Source organism: Paraburkholderia fungorum (genome assembly GCF_900099835.1).
Lineage (GTDB): Bacteria > Pseudomonadota > Gammaproteobacteria > Burkholderiales > Burkholderiaceae > Paraburkholderia > Paraburkholderia fungorum_A.
Map to the genome: position 1 here is coordinate 1002704 of NZ_FNKP01000001.1, position 16210 is coordinate 1018913.

Annotated in this window: 15 protein-coding genes; 13 read left to right on the forward strand and 2 right to left on the reverse strand. The window is 60.0% G+C overall.

The genetic code is table 11. The features are described 5' to 3' along the window. Nucleotides 1-31: 31 nt before the first annotated feature. From groL to BLS41_RS04475, 4 genes are all read left to right on the forward strand, one after another. Nucleotides 32-1672, forward strand: a complete 1641-nt coding sequence (gene groL, locus BLS41_RS04460; protein WP_074763188.1) for a chaperonin GroEL — start codon at nucleotides 32-34, stop codon at nucleotides 1670-1672. Between the two features lie 469 nt (nucleotides 1673-2141). Next, entirely contained in the window at nucleotides 2142-3671 is a 1530-nt protein-coding gene (asnB, locus tag BLS41_RS04465; protein WP_074763189.1) for an asparagine synthase (glutamine-hydrolyzing), read from the forward strand. Beyond that, nucleotides 3665-4081 carry an FAD synthase family protein gene (locus BLS41_RS04470; RefSeq protein WP_074763190.1) on the forward strand — a complete coding sequence of 139 codons (417 nt, stop codon included), beginning with the start codon at nucleotides 3665-3667 and terminating at the stop codon, nucleotides 4079-4081. The genes asnB and BLS41_RS04470 overlap by 7 nt, the downstream gene beginning before the upstream one ends. Nucleotides 4082-4214: 133 nt before the next feature. Continuing rightward, on the forward strand, nucleotides 4215-5657 hold the full coding sequence (locus BLS41_RS04475) for a CDP-glycerol glycerophosphotransferase family protein (RefSeq protein ID WP_074763191.1): 1443 nt from the start codon (nucleotides 4215-4217) through the stop codon (nucleotides 5655-5657). A gap of 169 nt (nucleotides 5658-5826) precedes the next feature. Here BLS41_RS04475 and BLS41_RS04480 read toward each other — a convergent pair whose 3' ends face one another. Continuing rightward, nucleotides 5827-6687: a hydroxymethylpyrimidine/phosphomethylpyrimidine kinase gene (locus BLS41_RS04480; RefSeq protein WP_074763192.1), complete on the reverse strand. Its 861-nt coding sequence runs from the start codon at nucleotides 6685-6687 to the stop codon at nucleotides 5827-5829. Between the two features lie 288 nt (nucleotides 6688-6975). Between BLS41_RS04480 and BLS41_RS04485 the strand changes: the two genes are divergently transcribed. The 9 genes from BLS41_RS04485 to BLS41_RS04525 all read left to right on the forward strand — a co-directional run bounded on the left by BLS41_RS04485 (nucleotide 6976) and on the right by BLS41_RS04525 (nucleotide 15143). Further along, nucleotides 6976-7146, forward strand: a complete 171-nt coding sequence (locus BLS41_RS04485) for a rubredoxin (RefSeq protein WP_006047743.1) — start codon at nucleotides 6976-6978, stop codon at nucleotides 7144-7146. 335 nt (nucleotides 7147-7481) lie between these two features. After that, entirely contained in the window at nucleotides 7482-8903 is a 1422-nt protein-coding gene (locus BLS41_RS04490; RefSeq protein ID WP_074763193.1) for a FimL-related protein, read from the forward strand. 231 nt (nucleotides 8904-9134) lie between these two features. Beyond that, the gene (locus BLS41_RS04495; RefSeq protein ID WP_074763194.1) at nucleotides 9135-9713 is read left to right on the forward strand and encodes a YqgE/AlgH family protein; all 579 of its coding nucleotides are present in this window, start codon (nucleotides 9135-9137) and stop codon (nucleotides 9711-9713) included. Continuing rightward, nucleotides 9710-10150 carry a Holliday junction resolvase RuvX gene (gene ruvX / locus BLS41_RS04500; RefSeq protein ID WP_074763195.1) on the forward strand — a complete coding sequence of 147 codons (441 nt, stop codon included), beginning with the start codon at nucleotides 9710-9712 and terminating at the stop codon, nucleotides 10148-10150. The genes BLS41_RS04495 and ruvX overlap by 4 nt, the downstream gene beginning before the upstream one ends. Beyond that, nucleotides 10137-10664, forward strand: a complete 528-nt coding sequence (gene pyrR, locus BLS41_RS04505; protein ID WP_074763196.1) for a bifunctional pyr operon transcriptional regulator/uracil phosphoribosyltransferase PyrR — start codon at nucleotides 10137-10139, stop codon at nucleotides 10662-10664. Before ruvX ends, pyrR begins: the two co-directional genes overlap by 14 nt. A gap of 252 nt (nucleotides 10665-10916) precedes the next feature. Continuing rightward, a complete protein-coding gene (locus tag BLS41_RS04510) occupies nucleotides 10917-11942 on the forward strand; it encodes an aspartate carbamoyltransferase catalytic subunit (protein WP_074763197.1) in 1026 nt (341 codons plus the stop codon). 206 nt (nucleotides 11943-12148) lie between these two features. Further along, entirely contained in the window at nucleotides 12149-13429 is a 1281-nt protein-coding gene (locus BLS41_RS04515) for a dihydroorotase (protein WP_074763198.1), read from the forward strand. Between the two features lie 61 nt (nucleotides 13430-13490). After that, the gene (locus BLS41_RS04520) at nucleotides 13491-14270 is read left to right on the forward strand and encodes a lysophospholipid acyltransferase family protein (protein WP_074763199.1); all 780 of its coding nucleotides are present in this window, start codon (nucleotides 13491-13493) and stop codon (nucleotides 14268-14270) included. 36 nt (nucleotides 14271-14306) lie between these two features. Then, the gene (locus tag BLS41_RS04525) at nucleotides 14307-15143 is read left to right on the forward strand and encodes a 2OG-Fe(II) oxygenase (protein WP_253189616.1); all 837 of its coding nucleotides are present in this window, start codon (nucleotides 14307-14309) and stop codon (nucleotides 15141-15143) included. A 47-nt stretch (nucleotides 15144-15190) separates the two neighbouring features. Here the strand turns inward: BLS41_RS04525 and BLS41_RS04530 are convergent, their stop codons facing one another. Beyond that, nucleotides 15191-16066, reverse strand: a complete 876-nt coding sequence (locus tag BLS41_RS04530) for a symmetrical bis(5'-nucleosyl)-tetraphosphatase (protein WP_074763201.1) — start codon at nucleotides 16064-16066, stop codon at nucleotides 15191-15193. Nucleotides 16067-16210: the final 144 nt, after the last annotated feature.

Genomic DNA, 16210 nt, shown 5'->3' on the forward strand with positions numbered 1-16210 from the left:
GTCATATCCCAAGAATTCAAGGAGTTAGAAGATGGCAGCTAAAGACGTCGTATTCGGTGATTCCGCCCGTGCCAAGATGGTCGAAGGCGTGAACATTCTCGCGAACGCTGTGAAGGTCACGCTGGGTCCGAAGGGCCGCAACGTTGTCCTGGAACGCAGCTTCGGCGGCCCGACGGTCACCAAGGACGGTGTGTCGGTCGCAAAAGAGATCGAACTGAAAGACAAGCTCCAGAACATGGGCGCGCAAATGGTCAAGGAAGTTGCTTCCAAGACCAGCGACAACGCAGGTGACGGCACCACGACCGCTACGGTCCTGGCTCAGTCGATCGTCCGCGAAGGCATGAAGTACGTTGCATCGGGCATGAACCCGATGGACCTGAAGCGCGGTATCGACAAGGCTGTTGCAGCTGCAATCGAAGAACTGCGCAAGATCAGCAAGCCGTGCACGACCAACAAGGAAATCGCTCAAGTCGGTTCGATCTCGGCAAACAGCGACTCGTCGATCGGCGACCGCATTGCTGAAGCCATGGACAAGGTTGGTAAGGAAGGCGTCATCACCGTCGAAGACGGCAAGTCGCTGCAAGACGAGCTGGACGTTGTCGAAGGTATGCAATTCGACCGCGGCTACCTGTCGCCGTACTTCATCAACAACCCGGACAAGCAGGTTGCTGTGCTCGACAACCCGTTCGTGCTGCTGCACGACAAGAAGGTGTCGAACATTCGTGACCTCCTCCCGGTACTCGAACAGGTCGCTAAGGCTGGCCGTCCGCTGCTGATCATCGCAGAAGACGTCGAAGGCGAAGCACTGGCAACGCTGGTTGTGAACAACATTCGCGGCATTCTGAAGACGGTTGCTGTCAAGGCTCCGGGCTTCGGCGATCGCCGTAAGGCAATGCTGGAAGACATCGCGATCCTGACCGGCGGTCAAGTCATCGCTGAAGAAACCGGCCTGACGCTCGAAAAGGCAACGCTGGCTGAACTGGGTCAAGCGAAGCGTATCGAAGTGGGCAAGGAAAACACGACGATCATCGACGGCGCTGGCGAAGCAGCAAACATCGAAGCACGTGTGAAGCAGGTTCGCACGCAAATCGAAGAAGCTACGTCGGACTACGACCGTGAAAAGCTGCAGGAACGCGTTGCCAAGCTGGCAGGCGGCGTTGCAGTGATCAAGGTCGGTGCTGCGACCGAAGTCGAAATGAAGGAAAAGAAGGCACGTGTCGAAGACGCACTGCACGCAACGCGCGCAGCTGTGGAAGAAGGCATCGTTGCTGGCGGCGGCGTTGCGCTGATCCGCGCACGCACGGCTATCACGAACCTGAAGGGCGCTAACGCCGATCAAGACGCAGGTATCAAGATCGTGCTGCGCGCGATGGAAGAGCCGCTGCGTCAGATCGTCACGAACGGTGGCGAAGAAGCCAGCGTCGTGGTGGCAGCTGTTGCAGCTGGCACGGGCAACTACGGCTACAACGCAGCGACCGGCGAGTACGTCGACCTGGTCGACGCAGGTGTCGTGGACCCGACGAAGGTCACGCGCACGGCTCTGCAAAACGCAGCATCGGTGGCAGGTCTCCTGCTGACGACCGACGCAGCTGTTTGCGAACTGCCGAAGGAAGATGCTCCGATGGGCGGCGGTATGCCCGGCGGCATGGGCGGCATGGGCATGGACATGTAATTCTTCCGGGCCCCGGTTTTGGGGCTTGGTGGAGCGACGTGGGGACGCGTGCCGCAAGGTGCGTTGCCCTGAAAAAAACCCGCAGATTCTGCGGGTTTTTTTTCGTCCATCCATTCTGAAAATGCCCCTTTTTATCTCGAGGTCGCAGGAGTTGTGGAGGAATGACCGAAGTTTCTTTCAAAGGTGTAATCAATTGTTACAGTATCGGGCTTTAAGAATCTGCACGATCCGAATATCTTCTTATCTTTGATTTTTTCATCATACAGACATGATTTCACGGGTCGACTTCGCCGTTACCTCTTCGGGTGTCGCTGCGGGCGTCGCGGATTTATTTCCAAGCTTAATTTGTGAAATTTTTTCGAGTGATTTGTATCGGGTGACGAAAGCGTCTTCAGGTTGAAGGCTCAGGCTAGTGCGAGAACTGACAGATTCAGTTGCATTGGTTTAGAGAGAGAGTGTAGAGGCCGATGTGTGTGGATTAATTTTTTTGCAGCAAAATACAAAACAACTCATTACTCGTGAGCGGTTTGAAGAATCATTGAGCGCTCAGGCGTGGCGCGGACCGGATGCCCAGCGCGTAGTGGTTTGCGGCGGCGGGCAAGTTCTCCTGGGGCACAACCGGCTATCGATTATCGACCCCGGCGCGCGTTCGGATCAGCCGATGCGTTCGGGATGCGGTCGTTACGTCATTGTGTTCAATGGCGAGATCTATAACCATCTTGAATTGCGTGAAACGCTTGGCGTCGATTTTAGAACAGCATCGGATACCGAGACGATTATCGAGGGATTCGCCCGGCAAGGCATCGATTTTATTCGCCGCCTCGACGGCATGTTTGCGCTCGTCATTTACGACACCGAGCGTAGACACTGGATTGCTGCGCGTGATCCATTCGGCATTAAGCCATTGTTCATTCATCGCTCGGAAGATTCTGTTGTTGTTGGATCCGAAGCGGCTGTGATTGCAGGACTTGTTCATGCAAGCCCATGCCGCGAGGCGATTCAGGAGTGGCAACTGGTCCGGCGTCCGATTCCGGGTAGCTCGTTTTTTCGCGGAATCGAAGAAGTGAAGCCGGGAACGGTGATCGACAGTTCGGGCGCGACCATGCAGTATTGGACGCGGACTCCTTGTCCAGTGCCGTTTTCAAATAGTGAGTTTCAACAGCTTCTGACGGCTTCGGTTCGTGGTCACGAATTCAGCGACGTCTCGAATGTCGCTCTGCTGAGTGGCGGCCTCGACAGTGCGGTTATCACCGCGCTGTCGTCCGTCAGACGGGCTTATACGGTGGGACTCGATGGAAATAACGAATTCGTCGGCGCAAGCGAAACGGCTGGTGCACTGAAGCGCGAATTGACGATTCAAAGCGTATCGTCAGAAGAACTCGTTCAAACTTGGAAGAAGTTGACCCGGCTTCGCGGGGAACCGCTCTCCGTTCCCAATGAGGGGTTGATCTATCTTGCCTGCAAGTCGATGAGAGACGACGAGAAAGTCGTCCTGACCGGCGAGGGCGCCGATGAATTGCTGTTTGGGTACGACGGAATATATCGCTGGTCGATGCTTGGCGAGTGGGGGGGAGTGAAGGCGTTTCTCGACAGATATGGCTATTCCGATACGGTCGAACCAACCGACCGGCTTATCGAATATATCGAAACGATGCGGGCGGGCAAGACCCTTACCGAATTCGTGGAAGATTTTTTCTACGACTTTCATTTACCTGGGCTACTTCGGAGAATGGATTTCGCTTGTATGGCGGCTTCGAAGGAAGCTCGCGTTCCGTTCGTTAATAAGTCGCTAATCAATTTCATGTACCGGCGAGCCGCTGATACTAAAATAAACTCGTCAGGGTCGAAAGTACCATTGAGAGAATTTGCAAAAAAACTGAATTTGACAGGCGCCCTGAGTCGAAGGAAGGTGGGCTTTAGCGCCAGCTTCAGTGATATCGACAGAAAAAAAGAATATGCCTTTTTCCAGAAGCTCGTGCTTGAGGAGTTGAAATGGTAATCGGATACACAACAGGCGTATTTGATCTGTTTCACGTCGGCCATATTAATTTGCTGCGAAACGCGAAATCTATGTGCGATCGCCTGGTGGTAGGCGTGACCGTTGACGAACTTGTTTCGTACAAAAATAAACGGGCCGTCATTTCTTTCGACGAGCGGATCGAAATCGTCAGGGCCTGTCGATACGTGGATCTCGCTGTCCCCCAAGATACGATGGACAAGGTAGATGCATTTCATCGATACAAATTTACCATGATGTTCGTGGGCGACGATTGGTATAAAAACGATCGATGGAAAGATTATGAGGCCGATCTTTCAAATCACGGCGTTGAAGTTATTTATTTTCCATATACAAAGTCGACGTCTTCGACGCTTATTAACGACACGTTGCGAAGACTGAGAGAGCATTGAACGCGAATGTGCAGATCGACTGCACAATTTCATGCGCGGCCGCGTGGCGGAATGTCACTTCGCGGCCCGCGCGAGCTTGAGTCGACGTCTCACCCCAGAACACCAGCAGCAAACACACGTGGATTGCCATCTTATGAAATTTTCAGAGCAGAAATTCGATATTTTCGATGAAGAGCATTATCTGCAGAATAATCCCGATGTGCAGGAAGCCTGGCTGCGTGGCGAGATTGTGAGTGGGTTGGCGCATTATGCGAAATTTGGAGAAAATGAAGGGCGGAGTGCATCACCGAAGCAGGTTCGATTAAGCCAGATCGTGGGGGACATGACGCTTCGGAACAAACAGGATGAAATCAGAAAAATCTGTGAGAATTTTTCTTATGTCTCGAAATACAAGAAAAAGAAAAAGACCGTCATTTTTTATACTCCACGATATTTCGAAGGTAATCTGAAATATACGTTTATGGAAATGATGGCCAGGATCGAGCGTGAGAATCTTGATCTGGCGTGTTTTTTTCTGACACTGAATCTGGATACTTTCAATCTTCTGAGCGCGTTGGATCTTCCAGTGCTTCTCTGGAAGGGTACAGGCTCGGACATCGCCGGACGCTTACTAGATGCAGCAGTCATCGTGGACGATGGTTTTTTTATAGATGGACCGCCAAACCCTCCACTCCTTTACGCTTATCTATCGGGCGCAAAGCGGGTCAATCTTTGGCATGGAACTCCATTGCGCAAGATTCTCCTGCAGAAGCTTCAGGGAAATAGAAATATCGACCTTCATTATTCGATCATTTTGAAGGCTGCGGTTAATAACAATGTTTTCTGTGGGGCCGCAGCGGGAGATTGCGATCTCTTTGGGGAGGCCATGTCCATCGATGAGTTCTTTGTCACCGGCTATGCGAGAAATGACCTGTTTTATCGGGAAATCACCAAGCATGATCTCGTTAATGTCGATGAACGTGCGTACGCGATGGTACGTGAGAAAAATGGTGAGAAGGTCGCCTGGTATGCGCCAACGTGGCGCGAGGGGCGGCCCGAATGGGTCAGGGAAATCGAGCTAGGCAAGCTTGCTGCGCGGCTAAAGCATCGGGGTATTCGGCTTTTCGTGAATTTGCATCCGTTTGAAATGCCCGCGCAGAGGGCATATTTGCAAGGTATCCCGGACCTCACATTGATCGAGGATAATACGGACATTTATCCAGTTCTGAAATACGTGGATATTATGATCACGGATTATTCATCTATCGTTTTTGATTATCTTCATACTGGTAAGCCGGTTATCTATTTCCGACCTGATCATGAATTGTATTTGTCGGGTAATAGGGCGTTGATTGCAGAGCGGATAGACCGGATTCCCGTTCCTACCGTGTATGACGCCCAAACCTGCGCAGATACGGTGATCGACGCATTGAGCGACGACTCCTATCCCGCAAAGTTGGCGGATGAAGTGAAACGGGCTCATCACTATCAGGACGCCGGTGGGTCGCGCCGATGTGCTTCCGTTGTGCTTAAAACGGTAGAGGATGTCGTGTCCAGTCAATCGACAAAACGTCCGCTATTCATCGAGACGGCTTGATTGCCAGAAAAGTGGATGCGCGTTGAGGCTGATTTTCGCGCAGCCAGAGTTTGAAGCTGGCCCGCGTTTGCTTGCCAGCTTACGAACCCTTATTCCAGTATCTCCAAGGAATGGTCAATCGGTCCGTCGGAGCGGATCCCATGTCACCAAGCCAGCCAAACGAAACCGCTCAGTGTCGAGCCTCACCCGGCGTCGCATCCTTCCCAGCGCCCAGCGGCGTGTCTTCCTCGCTGCTGCGAGCCCAGAAAAACCGGTCGGGCATATACGCGCCCATTCCAGGCCGAAACGCGTTGCGCATCGCCTGATACAGATATTCCTGGGCTTCACGAACGGCTTCGGCGGGATCCTGCCCGTTGGCCAGCAACGCGGCAATCGCGGAGCCAAGCGTGTCGGTCAGGCCCATGATCCGGTGGCTGCCGCGGTCCCACATGTCCTGCCTCAACTGGCCGTCTTCGCTGAACAGCGTGTTGACGAGGCGGTGCGTGCCCGTTTCCGTCGACAGAATGTATTCGCAGCCCTGTGACAGCAGATGCGAGATCGCTGCGTCGAGGCTCGGCGCTTCGGCGTCGCCATCCGGCTGCGCGAGCGCGAGCAGCGTGGCCGAATCGGCGACCAGCAGCGTGGTTTGCGGCGCGAGCAGGTCGGCGATCGCTTCGCGCAATTCGTCGGCGGCAAGAACGTGTTCGTCGTCAAGCGTGAAGTCGGGCGCGAGGATCAGCGGAATGTCGTCGTAGTCGGCGACCACTTCGGCGATCGCGCTCACCACTTCGGCGCGCGTGCAGGCGCCGACCTTGAACGCGGCGATAGGCATGTCTTCGAGCAGCATCCGCGCCTGGGTGGCGACGACTTCGGGGTCGAGCCCGGTGACTTCGTCGCAGCTAGCCGAGTCGCGCACGGTGTAGCCGGTGAGCACGGAAACCCCGTGACAGCCCATGCTGGCAAGGGTCATCAGGTCGGCTTGAAGGCCGGAGCCGCCGGTGGGATCGGAGAGGCCGAAGGTGAGGACGATCGGAGGCGTGTCGCTGGGCATGAAGGTTGACAAAAAGGAGCAGGATTTTGGCGCAGACAGTGCGCAATCGACTCAATTATGCGGCCTAAACCGTCGCCAGGGCGTTTTTTCATACACTTTGCCGCCTGGCAGCAAACAGCCGGCCGCCCGCGCGGTGCGCGGTGCGGTCAACCGATGCCAGCCGACGCAGATCGCATCGCCGAACGCCATGCCCTCGGCGGTTGCACCATTCTGATTGCTAGGCATTGGGGCGGCAACACGGTACCATCATGGCTCCCGTTTCCACGGACTCTACGACGCGACACAAGAATGGAATATCAAAGCTGGATGTGCCTGATTTGCGGCTGGATTTACGACGAAGAAGCCGGTTTGCCGGACGAAGGCATTGCGCCGGGCACGCGTTGGGAAGACGTTCCCATTAACTGGACTTGCCCGGAGTGTGGTGCGCGCAAGGAAGACTTCGAGATGGTCCAGATCTGAAGTCGGTCGCTTGCCGGGCATTTGCCGGCCGGTGTCGTCGTTCGCGTCTATAGCGCGCGGCTGCGGCAGCGACCGGTCCGGTGATGTGTGCTGCGAGCGGGCCCGGAAGTCGATCGGCAACGCTCGTGAGTGCGGCGGCCACGCCCGGAAATTCTCCCCGATGCGTTCGTCCAGCGCGCCATCCGCCGTGCAGTTTCAGAATGCGGTGCGGAACATCGTCGGTTGCGCCGTGTCGCAACGGTAGTCTGTCATTGTCCTGTCGCCGGTTCGCGCGTTAGCCGATCAGTCTGCGCGCGGCGCGAGGCGACGGCCCGTCAGCTTCGTGTCGCCTGCCCATGACCTCTCGATCCGCTGCACCCGTTTCCTTCGATGCCCTTCCAAATCCGCGCGGCGGCTCCGTCCGTCCGGCGGAGCTTGCGCTGGCGGAGGCATTGCTGGCGTTCGAACAGCAACACGAGAGCACGTCGGCGCTGCTGCGCGCGTCTCATGCATTACGTGGTGCCGGCTGGCTGAGCGCACAGCGTTTCGCCGACGCGCTGGTGCGGCTTTCGCCGCTAGCAGCGGGCGATCCCGCCGATGCGCAGCCCGTGCGCCCGGTGTTCGGCGCGGCGCTGCGCGATTTCCGTGCGGCGCTCGAACGTCACAATTTGCGCGAGCTGTCCTGCTCGCCCACGCTGTTCGACCACTACCGGTCGCTGGGCGTGCATCTTTCCGAGCACACGCCCGGTTCCGCCGTCGCTTTCGAAGACCTCGCGCTGACCGCTCGCCCGGTGCCTCCGGTGTCGTTTCACGCCCAATCCGCCGATCAGCTGGCTCATTTGCGGGCCCGCTACGAACGCGCGCTGCTGCCCGTGCTGCGTTCGCAAGCCGGCACGGGGAGTGCGGTTGCGCTGGCCGTCACGAATGCCGCGCTCGACGAACTGGACGTGGTCTTCACCGACCTCTCCGGCCCGGACCCCTACGATTTCTGGCGTCTCGCGAAAGCCTGCGCAACCGCGCTCCGGGTGAGCGGCCGTGCAACCGGCGACACCGACGCGCGACGTTTCTACGCCCGCTGCAATCTGGCGCTGGCCGATCATGCGCGCGGCATGGAGCGCGCGCCGCGTTCGCTGGTTCGGGCGACGCTCGCGCTACTGTGGCGCGACTATGCGCTGTTCGGCGCGGCCGCTGAAGACGCCGACCAGGTCGAGGTGCTGCACGACTATGGTTTGACGGTCGACTGGCACGTCGCGGGTACGCAATCGTCGGAAATGCTGTGGGAGGCGGGCGCGCTCGAAGCGCAGTCGATCAGCGCCGCGCGCACTTCATTGACGCGCGATCTGGGCGTGCTGACGGTGAACGCGAACGCCTACGAGGACTTCCTGCAAACCGCCGACGCTGCGATCGCCGCGCTTGCCGAGCACGCCCGTGCGGCCGATCAGCCGGAAAAGGCCGACCCGAGCGAGGCGCTGCAAGCGGGCGACGCCGCTTACCGGCTCGGCTCGGCCGCGTGCGCGTTGGGCCTGGGTCACGTGGCGCTGCTGGCCGACGCGCTGGGGTTGGCATGGCGCCGCCGGGCGCATGCCGGCGTTTCGACCCCGGCCGTGCGCGCGCATGTGATCGTCGAAGCGCCGGCCGCGAGTGCGCTCGAGCAGGCCGCCGAGGCGTTGCGCGCAATGCTGCACAAGGTCGCCGCAGGCGTGGCTCCGCCTGCCGGCGGCGTCACTCAGGCCGCGATGACCACGCTGACACGGGCGATCGAACAGGGCGGCGCGTGAGCGATCGCCGTGCGGCACGGTGCGCTGCTTCTGCGCTCGACAGGAATGCGCCCGTAGCCCATATCGGCGGAGGCGCCGCAACTCCTCGCCCGTGCCTTAGCCACGGCCCTCGTGCGTGATAAAGTGCAACCTGATTGGCCGTCGATGGCTCGCGGTACGCTTCATGGCACACATCGCGGTTCCACGCTCAAAGCCCCGCCATCCTGCATCGTCTTTGCTAAAATCCGAACTATGTCCAAGAGTACCGATCGCATCAATCTGACCAACCAGTTCCTGATCGCCATGCCGAACATGGCCGATCCGACGTTTTCAGGAACGGTGGTCTACCTTTGCGATCACAGTGAGCGCGGCGCGCTCGGCCTCGTGATCAACCGGCCGACCGACATCGACCTGCAAGCGCTCTTCAGTCGCATCGACCTCAAGCTCGAAATCGAACCCCTTCTCCATGTGCCCGTGTATTTCGGCGGCCCGGTGCAAACCGAGCGCGGCTTCGTGCTGCACGACCCGAAAAGCGGCGATCCGTACACGTCGTCCATGTCGGTGCCTGGCGGTCTGGAAATGACCACCTCGAAAGACGTGCTCGAAGCCGTCGCGAGCGGCACCGGTCCCGAACGCTTCCTGCTCACGCTCGGCCACGCCGGCTGGGGTGCGGGTCAGCTCGAAGAAGAGATTTCGAAGAACGGCTGGCTCACGGTTGAAGCCGACCCGAAAATCATCTTCGACGTACCCGCTGAAGAGCGTCTCGAAGCCGCGCTCGCGCTGCTCGGCATCAACCTGTCGATGCTGTCGGGCGAAGCGGGTCACGCATGAGCCTGTCGGCCGGACGTGAGGCGACGCTGCTTGCGTTCGACTACGGTGAAAAACGCATCGGCGTGGCGGTCGGCAATTCGCTCACGCGCAGCGCGCGGCCGCTCGTCATCGTGCAGAACCGCAGCCGCGAATACCGCTTCGAAGAGGTCGGCAAACTGATCGCCGAATGGAAGCCGGACGCGCTGGTGGTCGGCTTGCCGATGCACCCGGACGGTACGCCGCACGAAATGACCCAACTGGCGAAACGCTTCGGCAATCAGCTGAACGGACGCTTCAATCTGCCTGTCACGTGGATCGACGAACGTTATTCGTCGGTCGAGGCGAAGGCGGAGATTCGCGCCGGCAACGGCCGCGCCGACATGCTCGACGCCGAAGCCGCCAGCATCATCCTCCAGCAATATCTTGACGGACTTTCCGACGATCATGAGTTCTCTTGACGCCGAAGCGCTTTATCGCGCGTTGCTCGATCAGATTCGCACGGTGTACGGCGATCAGCCCGCCACGCAAGGCATTGTGCTCGCCGGCATTCACAGCGGCGGCGCGTGGCTCGCCGCGCGGCTCGCGCACGACCTGCAGTTGCCGGATTTCGGCGTGGTGAACGTTGCGCTGCATCGCGACGACTACGCGAAAAAAGGTTTGCATTCGCAGGCCAGCCCGACCTCGCTGCCGTTTTCCGTAGACGGCGCACGCATCGTGCTGGTCGACGACGTGCTGTACACCGGCCGCACGATTCGCGCGGCGCTCAACGAGCTGTATGACTATGGCCGTCCGGCATCGGTCGAACTGGCCGTGCTCGCCGATCGTGGCGGCCGCGAGTTGCCGGTGGCGGCGCGCTTTGTCGGCGGCTCGGTGAATGTGCCGGCTGACGCCACGCTCGTGCTGGCCCGCGAAGAGGGCAGTGCGCAAGGTGACGCGCGTTTCACGTTTCATACCGAAGCACGCGTCGACTGAGCGGCGTGCGTCCTGCGCACTGCGCTAGTCACGCCAACGCCGCGCGCCGGAATCGCACAAACATTCGCAGAAAAATTGCATAAAAGCCGCGAGAGAAGGCCGCAAGGCACTCGCGCGACACAGCAACAGCATCAAAGCCGACCCCCGCGTTCCACGCAAAGGCCGGCGCAAAATCGCCACACCTCGTCACACGCAGTCAGCATCCGCATCGACATCGATCACGTTGAAGCCCGTATTTGAAGCAGGTACACCATGAACACCGCCACCCAGGCTCCCAGCGATTCCGCCGATAGCGCCACCGAGCGCTTCCGTTACGGCTTCCTGAAGGGCAACCCGCAGCTCACGAAAAACGGCGAGCTGAAACATCTTTTGTCGATCGAGGGCTTGCCCAAGGCGATCGTCAATCACATTCTCGATACCGCCGACCAGTTCGTCAGCGTGACCGACCGGGAAGTGAAGAAGGTGCCGCTGTTGCGCGGCAAGTCGGTGTTCAACCTGTTCTTCGAGAACTCGACGCGCACCCGCACCACCTTCGAAATCGCCGCAACGCGTCTTTCCGCCGACGTGCTGAATCTGAACATCAACGCGTCGTCGACCAGCAAGGGTGAGTCGCTGCTCGACACGATCAACAACCTGTCGGCGATGCATGCCGATATGTTCGTCGTGCGTCACGCGTCGAGCGGCGCGCCGTACCTGATCGCGCAGCATTGCGCGCCGCACGTGCACGTGATCAACGCGGGCGACGGCCGTCATGCGCACCCCACGCAGGGGCTGCTCGACATGTACACGATCCGTCACTACAAGAAGGATTTCACGAAGCTGCGGGTGGCAATCGTCGGCGACATTCTGCATTCGCGGGTCGCGCGCTCGGACATTCACGCGCTGACCACGCTTGGCGTGCCGGAAGTGCGCGCGATCGGGCCGCGCACGTTGCTGCCGGGCGGTCTCGAACAGATGGGCGTGCGGGTGTTCCACAATCTCGACGAAGGTCTGAAGGACGTCGACGTGATCATCATGCTGCGTCTGCAGAACGAGCGGATGAGCGGCGCGTTGCTGCCGTCGGCGCAGGAGTACTTCAAGAGCTGGGGTTTGACGCCGGAGCGCCTTGCGCTCGCCGCGCCCGACGCCATCGTGATGCACCCGGGCCCGATGAATCGCGGCGTCGAAATCGACTCGCAGGTCGCGGACGGTCCGCAATCGGTGATCCTGAATCAGGTCACGTTCGGTATCGCGGTGCGGATGGCGGTGATGGGCATTGTCGCGGGCAATCACGACTGATTGCGGTGAAAAAGCGTGAACCGTTGCGATGCAGCGCGATGCAACAAGCAGGGCAGCAGCACGCTTCGTCACGCATACCGTCACGGCAAAAGCAGCAACAACGCCGACGGACACGCGGCACATAACACGTAACACGTAACGCAAAAACTTGGTTGAACGCCGGGTGAAAACCCAGGCTGAACAGCAGCTAATCAACAAGGCAGCGCATGAAGATTCATATTCAAGGCGGCACGCTGATCGATCCGGCAGCGGGCACCGAACAGCAGCAGGACATTTTTATCGCGGCAGGCAAGATCGTCGCGCTCGGCCAGGCGCCGGCCGACTTCCACGCAGCGAAGACGATCGACGCCACGGGCTTGCACATCGCGCCGGGTCTGGTCGACCTGTCCGCGCGCTTGCGCGAGCCGGGCTACGAACACAAGGCGACGCTCGAATCCGAAATGGCGGCCGCGCTCGCGGGCGGCGTGACGAGCCTCGTGTGTCCGCCGGACACCGATCCGACGCTCGATGAACCGGGCCTCGTCGAGATGCTCAAGTTCCGCGCGCGCAATCTGAACCAGGCGCACGTGTATCCGCTCGGCGCATTGACGGTTGGTCTCAAAGGCCAGGTCATCACCGAGATGGTCGAGTTGACCGAAGCCGGCTGCATCGGCTTCTCGCAGGCCGACGTGCCCGTAGTTGACACGCAGGTGCTGATGCGCGCGCTGCAATACGCGAAAACTTACGGCTACACCGTGTGGCTGCGTCCCGTGGACGCGTATCTCGGCAAGGGCGGCGTCGCCGCAAGCGGCCCGCTGGCTTCGCGGATGGGCCTGTCGGGCGTGCCGGTGTCGGCGGAAACGATCGCGCTGCACACCATCTTCGAACTCGTGCGCGTGACTGGCGCGCGCGTGCATCTGTCGCATGTGTCGTCGGCGGCGGGCATCGAGTTGATGCGCGCGGCCAAGGCCGAGGGCTTGCCGGTTTCGTGCGATGTCACCGTGAACCACGTGCATCTGATCGACCTCGACATCGGTTATTTCGATGCGCAGTTCCGGCTCGATCCGCCGCTGCGTCAGCAGCGCGATCGCGAAGCGATCCGCGCAGGTCTCGTCGACGGCACGATCGACGCAATCTGCTCCGATCACACGCCGGTCGACGACGACGAAAAGCTGCTGCCGTTCGCCGAAGCCACGCCGGGCGCGACTGGTCTGGAGCTGTTCCTGTCGCTGACGGTGAAGTGGGCCGACGAAGCGGGCGTGCCGCTCGCGAAGGCGCTGAACCGCATCACCGCGTCACCGGCAGACGTGCTGAATCTGAACGCGGCCGGCCGCATCGCAGTGGGCAGCGTCGCCGACCTCTGCGTATTCGACCGCAACGCGCATTGGCGCGTCGAGCCGCGTGCATTGAAGAGCCAGGGGCACAACACGCCGTTCCTCGGTTACGAATTGCCGGCGCGGGTGCGCGCGACCATCGTGTCGGGTCACGTCGCGTTCGAGCAGCGCTGATATCCGCGGCCTTGCACTCACTCTCACTCCGCTCATCGGCTAGTTACGGAAAGCTCCAACAATGAAGCTAGCGTTACGCAAGGTCCGTCTCGTCACGCATCTGCTGCACGGCATGTGGGTCGTGGCGACGCGCTTTCCGAAGGCCTCCGCTGAACAGCGTCACGCGCTCAACCGCGCGTGGTCGCTGAAAATGCTGCGGCTGTGCGGCATGCAACTCGTCGTGCATAACGACAGCGCGCGGCTCGACCGTGGCGCGCTGGTCGTCGCCAATCACATCTCGTGGATCGACATCTACGTGATCAACGCGTGGCGGCCGACGCCGTTCGTCTCGAAGGCCGAGATCCGGCAATGGCCGGTGGTCGGCTGGCTCGCGCAGCAGCTGGACACCGTGTTCATTCAGCGCGAAAAACGCAGTGATGCGAAACGGATCATGCACGAGTTGTCCGACCGGCTGGCAGCGGGCGAGTTGATGTGTGTGTTTCCCGAAGGCACGACGTCCAGCGGACTCGCGCTGTTGCCGTTTCACGCGAATATGTTCCAGGCGGCCGTGTCGGCGGCGGCGCCGGTGCAGCCCGTCTGCATCATGTATGAAGACGCGCAGGGCCGGCAGTCCACCGCGCCGGCGTATATCGACGACCTGTCGCTCGCCGATTCGTTGAATCTTCTGCTGCAGGGCGGCCCGCTGACCGCGCACGTCTACGTGTGCGAGCCGCTTGCGCCTGGCGCCGACCGGCGCACGCTGGCTGCGCAATCGGAAGAAATGATAGGTGCCGCACTTTCGACGCTGCAAAATCGACGCACTATCGCACCACAGGGCCGCGCTGCGGCCACTCTTGTCTGATGAAAAAGTATCTTCACGTCAGCCTAAAGGTGCGAAATGGATGCAATGAAATTGCAGCGGACCGACATTGGCCAATTCATCGCCGCTCGACTACGCGACAATCTGGATGCCGCGTGCCAGCAATGGCAGGATAGCGCGCCCGTCAATCATTTCTTCATCGACGACATTCTCCCGGAAGAGCTGGCTACGACGATCCGGCGCGGTTTCCCCGACGCCTCGACGATGATGCTGCGCAAAAGCCTGCGCGAACTGAAATACGTGTCGGCGCAAATGAACGAGCATGCGCCGATTCTCGAAGAAGTGATCTTTGCGTTTCAGGAGCCGGAAGTGGTGGATCTCGTCACGCAGATCACCCGCCTCAACTCGCTCTACCCGGACGAGCATCTGTACGCAGGCGGTATTTCGATGATGGGGCGCGGGCACTTCCTGAATCCGCATCTCGACAATTCGCACGACAAGGATCGCCAGCGTTATCGCGTGCTGAATCTGCTGTATTACGTGTCGCCGAACTGGCGCGCGGAGAACGGCGGCAATCTCGAAGTGTGGCCGCAGGGTCCGAAGGCCGAGCCGGTCACGATCGTCGCGAAATTCAACCGGCTCGCGGTGATGGTGACGAACCAGCATTCATGGCACTCTGTCTCGCCGAACGTGAGCGACGAGCCGCGCTGCTGCGTGTCGAACTATTACTTCTCCGACCACCCGGCAGGCGACGCCGACTACTTTCACCCCACCTCGTTTCGCGGACGCCCCGAGCAGCCGGTTCGCGACGTCATGCTACGAGCCGACGCGACCGCGCGCGGCCTCGTGCGCAAGGTGTTCCCGAAGGGCGTTGTCGAGAACAAGCACGTGTACCACAAGGAAGGCAAGGAGTAAGCGGGCAGAAACGCCGCTGTTTGCAGAGGCGCATAACGGAGCCGCGTTTATTCCTCCGACGCCCCCGGTATCCGGCAACTGACGCAGTCGACCTGCGTCAGCGTGCGTTCCGCGGGATTCTTCGTCAGCGTCACAGCCGACAATTTCTCACCCCAAACGCAGCCTGAATCTAGTCCGATCAGGTTGTCGCGCAACGTCAAACCCAGCGCGGCCCAGTGGCCGAACACGACCGTGATGTCTGCGGTCTTGCGCGACGGCACGTCGAACCACGGCATGCAACCCGCCGGCGCCGAATTGAGGCTGCCGCTGCTGCTGAAATCCATGGCGCCGTCTGCGTTGCAGAAGCGCACGCGCGTCAACGCGCTGCACGTTACACGCAGCCGGTCGATGCCTTTCAGGCTCGACTTCCACCGGTTCGGCTCGTTGCCGTACAACCCCGCCAGCGTTTCCTTCCAGTTCGGCGCGCGTAGCGCCCGCTGCAGATCTTCGGCGAGTTCCATCGTCAGATTCGCGTCCCATTGCGGCAACACGCCCGCATGCACCATCAGCATGCCGTTCTCGAAGTGCGCAAGCGGCCGGTGACGAACCCACTCAAGCAGATCGGCGGCATCGGGCGCGGCGAGAATTTCGTCGATCGTGTCGCCTTTCTTCGACTTGCGAATGCCCGCCGACACCGACAGCAGATGCAGATCGTGATTACCCAGTACCGGCACTGCGCGCTCACCCAACGCGATCACGTCGCGTAACGTGGCGAGCGATTCGGAACCACGGTTGATCAGATCGCCCGCGAACCACAGTGGCGTGCCTTCGGGCGGCGCGGCCTTGGCCAGCAATTGCTGGAACGGCTGGCGGCAGCCTTGCAGATCGCCGAACGCAAGCGGGACCAGAGGGGAGGGGGCGCTGGAAGTGGAGGAGGGTGTCATCAGGTGAGTCGGAGCAGTTCGATACTCGCGGTGACGCACGAGGCGTGCCGCATTGGGCGGTGCAACATGCTAGCGTGACATAATAGCTGGTTTGAAGGACCGATATCGCGCCACGCGGCCCCCGGGGCTGCAAGCGGGCAGAAG

Excerpts from the sequence above, each read along its gene's own strand:
- BLS41_RS04490 (WP_074763193.1), top strand. The coding sequence starts at position 7,482 with ATGACCTCTCGATCCGCTGCACCCGTTTCCTTCGATGCCCTTCCAAAT.
- ruvX (WP_074763195.1), top strand. The coding sequence starts at position 9,710 with ATGAGCCTGTCGGCCGGACGTGAGGCGACGCTGCTTGCGTTCGACTAC.
- BLS41_RS04485 (WP_006047743.1), top strand. The coding sequence starts at position 6,976 with ATGGAATATCAAAGCTGGATGTGCCTGATTTGCGGCTGGATTTACGAC.
- BLS41_RS04510 (WP_074763197.1), top strand. The coding sequence starts at position 10,917 with ATGAACACCGCCACCCAGGCTCCCAGCGATTCCGCCGATAGCGCCACC.
- BLS41_RS04475 (WP_074763191.1), top strand. The coding sequence starts at position 4,215 with ATGAAATTTTCAGAGCAGAAATTCGATATTTTCGATGAAGAGCATTAT.
- BLS41_RS04470 (WP_074763190.1), top strand. The coding sequence starts at position 3,665 with ATGGTAATCGGATACACAACAGGCGTATTTGATCTGTTTCACGTCGGC.
- BLS41_RS04495 (WP_074763194.1), top strand. The coding sequence starts at position 9,135 with ATGTCCAAGAGTACCGATCGCATCAATCTGACCAACCAGTTCCTGATC.
- BLS41_RS04515 (WP_074763198.1), top strand. The coding sequence starts at position 12,149 with ATGAAGATTCATATTCAAGGCGGCACGCTGATCGATCCGGCAGCGGGC.
- BLS41_RS04480 (WP_074763192.1), bottom strand. The coding sequence starts at position 6,687 with ATGCCCAGCGACACGCCTCCGATCGTCCTCACCTTCGGCCTCTCCGAT.
- BLS41_RS04525 (WP_253189616.1), top strand. The coding sequence starts at position 14,307 with ATGGATGCAATGAAATTGCAGCGGACCGACATTGGCCAATTCATCGCC.
- pyrR (WP_074763196.1), top strand. The coding sequence starts at position 10,137 with ATGAGTTCTCTTGACGCCGAAGCGCTTTATCGCGCGTTGCTCGATCAG.
- groL (WP_074763188.1), top strand. The coding sequence starts at position 32 with ATGGCAGCTAAAGACGTCGTATTCGGTGATTCCGCCCGTGCCAAGATG.
- BLS41_RS04530 (WP_074763201.1), bottom strand. The coding sequence starts at position 16,066 with ATGACACCCTCCTCCACTTCCAGCGCCCCCTCCCCTCTGGTCCCGCTT.
- BLS41_RS04520 (WP_074763199.1), top strand. The coding sequence starts at position 13,491 with ATGAAGCTAGCGTTACGCAAGGTCCGTCTCGTCACGCATCTGCTGCAC.